The organism is Peribacillus sp. TH16 (assembly GCF_016651095.1).
Lineage (GTDB): Bacteria > Bacillota > Bacilli > Bacillales > DSM-1321 > Peribacillus > Peribacillus butanolivorans.
Map to the genome: position 1 here is coordinate 2,071,718 of NZ_JAEKEM010000002.1, position 11,549 is coordinate 2,083,266.

Genomic DNA, 11,549 nt, shown 5'->3' on the forward strand with positions numbered 1-11,549 from the left:
TGTATTTTGACAAATTTGGAATAACCATTTTTCGAAACTCTTCATGAGTCTTTCGATTGTTTCCCGATGAAATAGTTCATCAGAATACTCGAATTCAAGTACTAGCTTTTGAGAACCCTTTACTTTTATAGTAAGATCATAATTTGAAAAAGGAATGTCGAATTTATCTTTTTCAAGAGTGAAAAATGAATTGCTAAAGTTTCCATCGAAGCTTTCTTCCATTGCCAAAGCTGTTTGGAACAATGGAGAATAACTCAAGTCTCTGTCTGGATTAATGATCTCAACAATTTTTTCAAATGGAAAAGCCTGATGTTCTAATACATCCAAAATCAACTTACGATTTCTGGTTAAGATGGTGTGAAATGATTGTGTATCATCTACTGTTAACTTAAAAGGTAATGTATTAACAAAGCAGCCCACTGTACGAGCAAATTCTTCTTGGCCTCGGTTTGCGACGGTACTCCCGACAATGATTTGATTCTTCCCGGTATACTGACTTAAAAACACTTGATAAGCGGTCATCATAAAAGTATATAAAGTTATACCATTCTTCTTTAAAATCGTGTCTATCAATAAACGAAGTTCATCCGTTATATCCATTTCTAATCTGTCACCTGAATAAGAAGGTGATTTTGGGCGTTGAAAGTCAAATGGAAGTTCTAATACTTCTTCCTCTTGATTCAAATAACTTCCCCAAAACTTTCTTTGACTGGGCGTGCTCTCTTTGACCCACTCCTTATGCCAGGCAGCATAATCTAAATATTGCATTTCAATAGGGGGAATATCCTCAATCCGTCCCGTTTGAATCAATTCATAAATCCCCATTAACTCCTCGAAAAATGTCAAAAACGATACTCCATCAAAAATAATATGGTGAAAATTACATACTAAATAATATTTTTTTCTTCAATTCGAAATAGCTTCATATTAAATAACGGATCATTTTCTAGATTAAAACATCTTTTCATTTCTTCATTTAGATGGGAGGCAACCCTTAAGTTAATCACTTCGGGGTCTACTTTTCGATAGTCTTCATATGCTATTACACTACGACAATCTTTCATAACGAACTGAAGAATTTGATGTTCTTCACCTTTAAAATTCGTCCGCAAAGTTTCATGGCGTTCAATCATAATATCTAGTGCCTGTTGTAAGGCATCGATATCTACTACGCCATTTAAAATAAATTTAAATGGCATATTATAAAGCATTTTCTTTTCCTCGAGTCTATCAAACAGATACATTCGATCTTGATTATGCGAAAGTAATCCTTCACTTTCTCCTCGTTTGAAAGGTTTGTTTTCCTCGTCTTCTCTCATACTGAGAAGCATATCTATGAAACTCGCTAACTTTTCAATATTCGATTGACTTGAAATAATCTCAGGTGTTAACTGAATACCAAACTCTCTTTTTATTGAAGACAAAAACTCATGATGTTTTTCATTTGTTATTAACAATTCATTTATGTTTTCTAACAGTGTTATTTTAAGAGGATCGATAACATTTGAAATCATGTTTACTAGCTTCTCTTCTGTTCCACTAATTTTCCTGTTCATAGGAAATCACCTCAATTCTTTTCCATTCAACTTAACTTATTAATATCATCTAGTTGTTTGATGAGTACTGAAAGTTCCTTAATAGTCGATTGTTCGAACATCACTTTGATTGGTAATTTTACTCCCATGTTATTCTTCACCATTTGAATAAACTGCATTGCTAAAAGAGAGTTTCCTCCTAAATCAAAGAAGCTAGAATCTGTACTAAGGGTTTCTTGATCTAAAATTTCTTTCCAAAATCCAATAAGCTTTTCCTCAATTAACCTTTCCTTAACGACTATGGTAGTTTCCATATATCTTCGCCTCACTTAACTTTTATTTTTTCTAACATTTCATTGAGTAGTTGATTAAATACCGAAATGACTGATGACCTTAACTTCGGATTGACTACTGTCTCATTAAACTTAATTTGAACACTTGAACCAGGAGTAATGATAATGACGATTGGATAATGCGTTGTTTCCCTTCCTTCTTTCAAACTCACCTTGATTTCACTAGTACTAGGTAGTGTCATTGGGTAATTTTCGAAAGCATACAAAGAATCAAACAAGTGATCTTTAGCGTTCGCCCACTCATAAATATCTGATAATGGTGTATTTTCATAGGCACTTAATTCTAAAAACTCTTTTTGAACTTCTTTTAGTAGTTCCTTGTAAGACTTCTCTTGGGTGATTTTCTTAATAAACGGGACAGTATTGATAAATGGACCAACCATAATCTCAATATTTTCAACGGGGATATTTCTACCCGATGTCACTACTCCACAACACACATTATCTGTTCCTTTTACTTCCTTTAATGTAGCAAGCCAAATAGTTAGAAAGAGAGTATTAATGGTAATCTTATTTTCCTGACAGAATCGTTGAATGGAAGTACTCAATTCCTCATCTAATACTTTCAAGTAGCAATTCTCAATATATTCCTCGCTTACTAATGCTCCTGTTAAACTAGGCCCTGGAACTTGAACATCTTGCAGTTTCTCCGCCCAATACTCTTGTAGTTCTTTATGCTTCGTATAATCTTTCATATATTCAACATACTTTTTAAATGAGGTACTCACGGATGAAGAAGGTGTTTTTGAATGATAAGTATTAAAAATGTCATTAATCACCATCGAGTAGCTCCAACCGTCCATAATAATATGGTGGAATGTCCATATTAATTGGTACTCATTCTCCGCTAGCTTAACGATCATGAAGCTATTTAACCTATTGTTCTCGATATCTATGCTCTTGTATTGATCTGCTAACAACTTTTCCAGCATCACATGATGATCATTCATTTCTTCATATTGAACTTCGATATCTAGAGAACTCATTAATAGTTGATAAAATATTCCTTTTCTACTTGAATATAATTTGGTTTTTAAAATATCATGTTTCCCTACTATTGTTTTAATGGCATTCTTTAATTTTCGGACATCCAAACAACCTTTGATATCAAAAATGAGTTGTACTTTATACTGGCTGCTCTCACTATCAAGCAAACTATGATATAACATCCCTTTTTGTAGAGAAGTCAGATCATAAATATCAACAATTCGTGATTCGCTGATTAGGAGTTGGTTAAGTTCCTCTTCAGGCATTTTTACTAATGGAAAGTCTTCCGACAAATACGTTGATTCTTTCAATTTTGTCTCTGCTTCTAATGTTCGTAGCAATTCCAGCAAGTTTTTTTCTATATAATTCTCAAAATCTTCTCTTGCAAAATGTCTGTTGTAATTTATTTTTATAGTTTGCTCATCATTTACTACAAGTAATTCAATATCTACTTCATGTTCAGTATAGGAGTTATGTTGAATATCTTGTTCACTAAAAAAGATAACTTCCTTCGCAACTAATTGATTGCTTTGATGAAACCTACCTAAATTATTAAAACTAATAATTGGCTTATTTTGTTTCACATGTGTTTCACCACATAGTTCTGTTATAATTCCATATTCAATCCCTTTATTAGGCAAAGCTCTTAACTTTTGCTTTGTAACTTGAATCGTTTTTGACAATGATTCTGTATTTTCTAGATAAACCGGGCACATCGTCGTAAACCATCCTACTGTTCTAGACAAATCGACATCGTCGAATAATTCTTCGCGACCATGTCCCTCCAAAGTAAAATGAATATCTTTTTTATTGAAATAATTCCCGATTATCCTAGCAAACAGAGATAAATAGAGTTCATCAATAGATGCTTTATAAGCTCTTGTCATTTGATTATAGATTTTGCTTGTGATCTCTTTATTTAGCTTCATTTCAAATGATCTTCCATCGTATACATTCTCTGTTTTAACTAATGGGCTTTCATACACTTCACTTTTTTCGTTTAGCCAGTACTCTTTAATACCTACAGGAATACTCTTTTTATATTCTTTTAGTTTGTTTGCCCATTCTTTAAATGATGTTGTTTTGTTATCCAGTTTTAGTTCTTGATTGTTGATATCTTGAATATATAATCGATCAAAGTCTTCGATTAAGATTCTCCAAGAAACCCCATCAACAATTAAATGATGAATAATCCAAATGATTGTATGCTCATCTTCGTCTGTTTTTATACAAACAATTTTCATCAGTGGCCCGTTTGAAATATTTATACCCTGCTGTGCAACGTTCTCGAGTTTAGAAATTTCTTGTTCTTGTAAGTCCTTATTCATGTTTGATAGATCTACGTATTTTGTACTCCACATTTCGTTGTGGTTCACATTCTTTTCAACTTTTGAAAATGCTTCTTTACTATCAAACCTTGATCTCAGCCCATCGTGATGTTTAACGATATGTGTCATGATCTTTTGAAGCTTTTTCTCACTCATTAGCGGGTAGCCTTTTAACGTTACAGATTGATTCCAATGATTATAATTATCAATTTGTTGAGAGAAAAACCAACTTTGAATGGGTGTAAATGATGCCTTTCCAAAAACATCAGACTGGTTTATTGTTAAATCGCCCTTCAATTCCACAACCTTTGCCAGTTCTTCAATGCTTTGTTTTTCAAAGATGTCTTTTGAAGTAATAAAAAGATTTTCTTTCTTTGCAAGTGAACAAATTTGAATACTTAGGATGGAGTCTCCTCCACATTCAAAGAAGTTATCAAAGATAGTTATTTCCTGATTATTCAGCACTTCTTTCCATATATTTAACAATTTTTGTTCCGTGCCATTAATGACACTTTTTTTGTTAGTCTCTTCCTGATTAGTTCTTGGATCTGGCAAGCTCTTTATATCCACTTTTCCATTAACTGTTAGGGGAAAAGAATTCATTTTAATAAAGTAAGCAGGAATCATATAATGAGGAAGATGATTTTTCATATATACACGGATATGATCTTCTTCCAAGTCATTGTCTGAAATATAATACGCAATAATAAATTTCTTCAATTTAGATTCATCTTTTACTGTGATAAAACAATCCTTTATACCTGTACATTTTTTAAGAACAGCATTGATTTCACCTAGTTCTATTCGATATCCCCGTATTTTCACTTGGTCATCCACTCTACCTACAAATAGTAAATTCCCATCTTCTGTATACTTAACTAAATCCCCAGTTTTATATAGTTTCTTAGAGTGATTAAACGGATTTGGAATAAAACTTTCAAGGTTCTTCTCTGTATTATTTATATATCCTCTTGCAATACCTTTACCGCCAATATACAGTTCACCTATTTGCCCTTTAGGAGTAAGCTTCATTCCAGAATTAAATACGAATGCCTCTACATTTAAGATAGGCTTTCCAATGGGAATCACTGTATCGTCACTTGGAAGTATCTTATATGATGTTGAAACAACAGTACCTTCTGTTGGCCCATAATTATTATATAAATCAAAGCTCAAGCGATTAGGTATCGTTTTTAAACGATCTCCACCTGTCAAAACAGCTCTTATTGATTTTGGAAATTTCATTTCGTTAATAAATAATTGCTCAAGCAACCCCGTTGAAAAAAATGCGAGTGAGACACTCTCTTTTTCTAACTTCTCTGAAAGGATTTCTACATCAAGTAAATCATAGTAATCTAGTATCACGAGTTTATTCCCATTTGTTAAATACGGGAATATCTCCCAAACAGAAGCATCAAAAGAAGTATTTGAAACTAGTGTTGCTGCGTCTTTTTCATAAACAGAATAATGATTAATATGCCAGTCACAGAGGTTTGCTAATCCACCATGCTCAATCATGACCCCTTTAGGTTTTCCTGTTGTTCCTGAAGTGTAGATGATATAGGCTAAATTATTTTTCGAAATTCGTATAGAATGGAACTCTTCTACTTCACTTTTTTGTTGCTTTAGTATTTCTTCGACCAATATTAGCTTACTTTCTTCGCCAGGATATTTTGAAATTCCCTCATCGTTACTCAAACAATACATGATTTGAGAATCCTCAATCATGTGTTTTAGTCGCGACTCTGGTTGTGATGGGTCCAAAGGTACATATCCCGCTCCAACCTTCATAATGGCTAAAATAGCCGTAACCATATTAATTGATCGATCCATAAAAACACCAATTTTATCTTCTATACCAACATGGTTTCGGAATAAGTGATGTGCAATCTGATTTGCACGAGCATTTAGCTCGCCAAATGTTATTTCGTCATCGCCATGAACAATGGCAATATCTTCGAAATTTGTTTTTACTTTATTCTCAAACCTAGTAATTACATCTTCAAAGTGATGATCATCCATTATTTCCAGATTTACTTTACTTGTACTCATTTCAATTATTGTTCGAAACTGTGCGGGCTCTAAATAAGACAAATCCCTTAGCTGCTTGTCATCCTGCGTTGTAATTTCTTGCAGCCAATGTTGAAAATTGTTAGCCATTCTTTGAATCGTAGTTTTATTAAATAATGATTTGTTAAATTCAAAAGAAATGACTAATGCATCATCAAATTCTTCTACTTGTACAACCAAATCAAATTTTGCTTTAAATGCATTAATTTTTTTAGGTTTTAATTTTAAAGTTTTATATGTTAACTTTTCTTTTTGGTTATTTTGTAGTACAAAAACAGTATCGAACAAAGGCGTTGAATCTATGGTCCTATCTAATGATAAATGTTTCAAAATTTTCTCTGTCGGTAAATTTTGGTGGTCAAAAACAGCTGTTATATTTTTTATATTTTTTCTCAAAATCTCTTCAAATGAATCTTCCAGAAAAACATTAATTTTAAAGGGCAAGGTGTTAACGAAATAACCTATTAATTGTTCCGTATCGACATTGTTTCTCTTCGCCAATGGGCTTCCTACAACAACTTCTTCTTCATCAAAATATACAGATAAAAAGGTTTGATATGCGGTTAGTAAACTCATAAACAAGGTTGATTTTGTTCTTTTGTGAAGATCTTCAAGATTTTTTTGAATATCTTTTGGTAATAAAAAGCTGATAATATCGGAAGTATTTTTACTATCATCTGTTTTTTGATAATCATATTGTAATAGGGACTTTTGACGCATTGTAGCTATTTCATTACTCCAGAACTCGTTGTCCTTGCTACTTATATAATTTGGTGAGGTTTTTTGCCATAAAGCATAATCTCCATATTGAATAGATCTGTTATCTAAATCATTCTTTTTTCCATTCTCGATTTCCTCATAAATAGCAAACCAGTCGTTGATCATTAATGGAATCGACCAACCATCAAAAATAATATGATGGATATTACATATCAATTGATATTCACATTCGTTTGTCTTCACTAATGTAACCGACAATAGAGGACCATTTTCTATATCAAATTGTCGTTCCGTTTCTTCTTTCACCCATTGATTTATTTTTTCTTCCTTTTTGTCTAAAGGAATATTCGAAATATCAAAGTAGTTAATAAAATGATAAGTCGACTCATCAAAAGCTAAGATACCTTTTCCAGATTGTTCTTGAATCACACTTTTTAAAATATGATGTTTCCTGCTCATCTTATCTAACGATATTTCCAGATTTCCTTTATTCACTCCTCCTGATATTTCATAAGAAAAAACTATGTTATATAAGGATTTGTCTACATTTGTTTGGTGAATAAACCACAAGTTTTCTTGCTCATATGATAAAGGGTATGTTCTCGTATCATTTATTTTTATAGGTATATACTCTTGCTTTTCCTCTTCATTTTTCCGAGTTTCTATAACTTTGGATAATTTTGTAATCGTGTCGTTTTCCAACATCTCTGATGGAGCAAACTCGATATTAAATAGATTTTTTATATTGACAATTAATCTCATTATCGATAATGAGTTCATTCCACTTTCAAGTAGTGACTGATTGTTTCTTATAGCCTCATTACCTATAATACTTACAACCATTTCTCTTACTTTCTCACTTATTTTTTCATCTACTACCAGACTCTCAGTAGTAGAGGTAGTTTCACAATCTTTTTTACTATCTACTTTGGGTAATAATAATTTATCTAGTTTCCCATTTACAGTTAAAGGAATTTTTTCTATCTTGATAAAAAAACTTGGGATCATATAAGCTGGCAACGAGCTTCTTACACTTTCCCTCAAATAGTCAGCAGCTAATTCTTCATCCGCAACATAGTATAAAAATAAATGCATATCATCGTTAAATGCTGTATCCGTTGTAACAACAGCATTTTTGATGTGTTTCACATTGTTGTACGCGCTCTCTATCTCTCCTAATTCAATTCTAAAACCTCTTAACTGGACCTGCTCATCATTCCTGGAAACATATTGAAGTTCATCATCATTTAAAACTTTCACTACATCCCCGGACTTATAGTAACGAACGTTATCAATATATGTAAATTTCTTCTCATTCATTATGATATTTTTATAGTAACCTAACGAAACACCTTTTCCTGAAATATACAACTCGCCTTCTTCATCTGAAGTTACTTCTTCTCCAAGTTGATTTATTACTTTAAACCCAAGGTGTGGCAAGACTTTTCCGATATTTGTAATCCCTTTTTCAACATCACTTTTTTCAATCTCTTTGTATGTTACATGAACGGTAGTTTCAGTTATTCCATACATATTTATTAGTTTTGGTAACTTACTATTTTCTAGTGAAAACCAATGGGTCAACTTTTTGAAGTTTAATGCTTCTCCACCAAAAATTATGTATTTTAAATTCAATTCATTTTGACGATTTATGATTTCTTCACTCACCTCGAAGAAAGCGCTTGGAGTACAATTAAAAATTGTCGTTTGTGTACGTACCATTAAATCAACAAATGATATTGGATTTCGGCTTTCTTCAAATGAAACCACTACAACTTCTCCGCCATAAATCCATGCACCCCACATCTCCCATACGGAAAAATCAAATGCGTAGGAATGGAAAAATGTCCATTTATCTTTATTATTAAGGTCGAACAAATCCTCGCATCCTAAAAACAAGTTCATAACATTTTCATGTGACACACATACTCCTTTAGGATCACCTGTAGAGCCAGAGGTAAAAATAATATAGGCTGGATCCTTAGGGTCAACTAATGTGTTTGAATTATCACCTGTCATATCTTTTGATTTCTCTATCACTTCATCAATTGTTAAATAATCACAATCATTGTCGTTTATCTTACCTATGTCCCCTATTAATAACTTTAATTCTGAATTTTTTATAATATGTTTTACTCTTTTATTCGGACTTTTAGGGTCAATTGGTACATAGGTTACACCCAATTTAAGTAATGCTACTATTAAAAATAAAACATACTCGGATTTTTCAATATAAATCCCAACATTGTCTCCTTTTTTTATCCCTTTATTCTTTAAGTACATTGCCATTTTATTTGCTAAGATATTCGTTTCTTTATATGTAAAGTGCTTATCCTTATTTCTTATCGCAATATTATCCTCATGTCTTCTTACACTTTCTTCAAACAAATATACTAAAGAATTCATATTCACTGTTTTCCCCCATTATTTTAAATATGTGCCTGATGCGACCGTCAACATATGAAAAACTAAAGAAATTAAGGCTATGATAATTGTTATGATTAATGCATTTTTCCTTTTAATAAGTGCTAATTTTTCTAAGCTATAACTAAATACAATTAAACTAATAATATAAAACAGTTCAAACTCTGCCATGAATGTGTGAAGTAAAGAATTTTCATCATGCACTAGTAAAGCTAAACTAGTAAATGTTGTTTCTTTGCTCTTCACTAAGAGAGCGATGATTGCATTAACACCAGATCCAACTACAATGAATATCCCTGCATTTATAACAGCTTGACATATCCCTTTTATGTTTACAGGTCTTACCTTTAGAACTAAAAATAATAGACATACAATTAATATTTGAATAATAAATGTGACCAATAATCCTAAAGACCCCATTACAATTGTATTAATGACAAAATTCATAGCCCCTATCTCAGAAATGGACATGCCATTTAAAACACTCATCCCTTTTTGATCTGCAGAATATAATAAAAGTGTTGTTTCGATACCAGCAATTAAACTAAGCATTAATAGAGATATTATTAATTTGTAAACTTTTCCCTCTTTTTTAAAAAGAAATTGTGCTAGTTTGTTATTACTTTTACCTTGCGCATTTGATTCCATTTTTAATTCCATTGATATTTCCCCTATTAATTTATTTTTTTAGAATTTACTGGAAATGTAACGCTTCTTATTTCATCTTTCACGAGCTCAACAGTTGATTTGTATTGAGTAAAGTTTTCATAAAAAAGTGAAATACTATTATTTTTAATATCAAACTTCGAAATTTCATAGATTTGAAGTGGAGATGTTAATCCTGTTTTTAGTATTTTTGATAAACTTTCTTTTGCACTAAAGAAAATTTCTTTACTTAAAACACCATTGCTTTCCTTAATCAGCTTTTTCTCACATTCTGTTAGATATGTCTCTAAAAATTCAGAATCAGTTTTCGTTTTAGTTTCAATATCAATTCCCATTGGATGTAATTGATCAAAAATTAATATTCCGAAAGTTTTATCTGTATGTGTGATGGAAATCCCTAAATTAATTGACGGTAATAGGTTATTAACAATAACCGGTTGTCCAAAGACACCTTTCAACAGGGATATATTCTTTATTTCACTCAAACCGATATCTAGAAATTCCATAATTGCTAATTTTCCACAGTATAAACTTTTCTTTGCTTCTATGATTCTTTTGATTCCCTTTTGCAAATTTAAATATTTCCATTCTTGTTCGTTGAATATTTCATCAGCATATTCCAAATTAACTGAAGTTGATTCATAAAACTTGATGAAAGATTTGTAAATATTGCTTCTATTCATAAAATATTCAATCAATTACTATATTCCTCCTCTTCAACTGTTAGAATCACTGAAAAAGTCCTCACTTTTCATCCACTTTCTTACATAAAGGTTATACTTTTTATACAATAAATGGTTTTTATGGATGAATTGTTACCTATTATCATTATCGATAACACTTTATCACAACAATTTTACAGAGTCTATTAAAAATTTGTAAATTTTCTACAATACATAGCAACTTTACCAATTTTTCGAACTTTTTTCTCTAAAAGAGTATTTTCATAACATTTTTTGTGCGAATTTTGTGATTAAAAATTTCTTTTTCATAAGTTCGTTTAATAATTTATGGATAGTCAACAGATCAAAAAACATCAAAAATCAAATTGATTGCTTTCTTACTAAACAACAAAAAACCATATTTTATTTTTTTCCACTTTAATTTTGTGAAAAAAATAAAATATGGTTTTTCGTAATGTCGTATATATTCAATATCCGATCCTTTATGGTTAAGAATCATTTTGGTTGTTTCGTAAAAATATACATTGCCTTTTTTAAAATCTCGTTCTCTTCTTTTAGATCTTTGATTATTTTGTCCTTTTCTTCTGTCAATCTAAGCTCCGAAGAAACATTATTTGCGTCTTCAAAGCCCTGTTCGTTATTTTCTTTATAGGTATTGATCCAATTTCGTAAAGTTGGTATAGAAATATCAAGCTCTTCAGCCAATTCTCTAGGCTTCCTGCCTTCTTCCAATACTAATCGAGCAGCGTAAATTTTAAAATCTTTATCATGGTGCTTCCCCAT

The 11,549-nt window shown here is 31.4% G+C and carries 5 protein-coding genes and 1 pseudogene; all 6 read right to left on the reverse strand.

What is annotated here, in order from left to right; genetic code table 11:
• Positions 1–3: 3 nt before the first annotated feature.
• Positions 4–1,556 (reverse strand): annotated as a pseudogene (locus tag JFV29_RS31650) (condensation domain-containing protein); the annotation flags it as partial.
• A gap of 26 nt (positions 1,557–1,582) precedes the next feature.
• A complete protein-coding gene (locus JFV29_RS10030) occupies positions 1,583–1,849 on the reverse strand; it encodes a phosphopantetheine-binding protein (RefSeq protein WP_190270362.1) in 267 nt (88 codons plus the stop codon).
• 11 nt (positions 1,850–1,860) lie between these two features.
• Entirely contained in the window at positions 1,861–9,399 is a 7,539-nt protein-coding gene (locus tag JFV29_RS10035) for a non-ribosomal peptide synthetase (protein ID WP_201182928.1), read from the reverse strand.
• Positions 9,400–9,417: 18 nt separating this feature from the next.
• Positions 9,418–10,077: a hypothetical protein gene (locus JFV29_RS10040; protein ID WP_201182930.1), complete on the reverse strand. Its 660-nt coding sequence runs from the start codon at positions 10,075–10,077 to the stop codon at positions 9,418–9,420.
• A gap of 14 nt (positions 10,078–10,091) precedes the next feature.
• Complete coding sequence (locus tag JFV29_RS10045) at positions 10,092–10,781, reverse strand: 4'-phosphopantetheinyl transferase family protein (RefSeq protein ID WP_201182939.1); 690 nt, start codon at positions 10,779–10,781, stop codon at positions 10,092–10,094.
• 480 nt (positions 10,782–11,261) lie between these two features.
• Positions 11,262–11,549, reverse strand: coding sequence for a transposase (locus JFV29_RS10050; protein WP_201182941.1), 288 nt, complete (start codon positions 11,547–11,549; stop codon positions 11,262–11,264).

Excerpts from the sequence above, each read along its gene's own strand:
- JFV29_RS10030 (WP_190270362.1), bottom strand. The coding sequence starts at position 1,849 with ATGGAAACTACCATAGTCGTTAAGGAAAGGTTAATTGAGGAAAAGCTT.
- JFV29_RS10035 (WP_201182928.1), bottom strand. The coding sequence starts at position 9,399 with ATGAATTCTTTAGTATATTTGTTTGAAGAAAGTGTAAGAAGACATGAG.
- JFV29_RS10040 (WP_201182930.1), bottom strand. The coding sequence starts at position 10,077 with ATGGAATTAAAAATGGAATCAAATGCGCAAGGTAAAAGTAATAACAAA.
- JFV29_RS10050 (WP_201182941.1), bottom strand. The coding sequence starts at position 11,549 with ATGGGGAAGCACCATGATAAAGATTTTAAAATTTACGCTGCTCGATTA.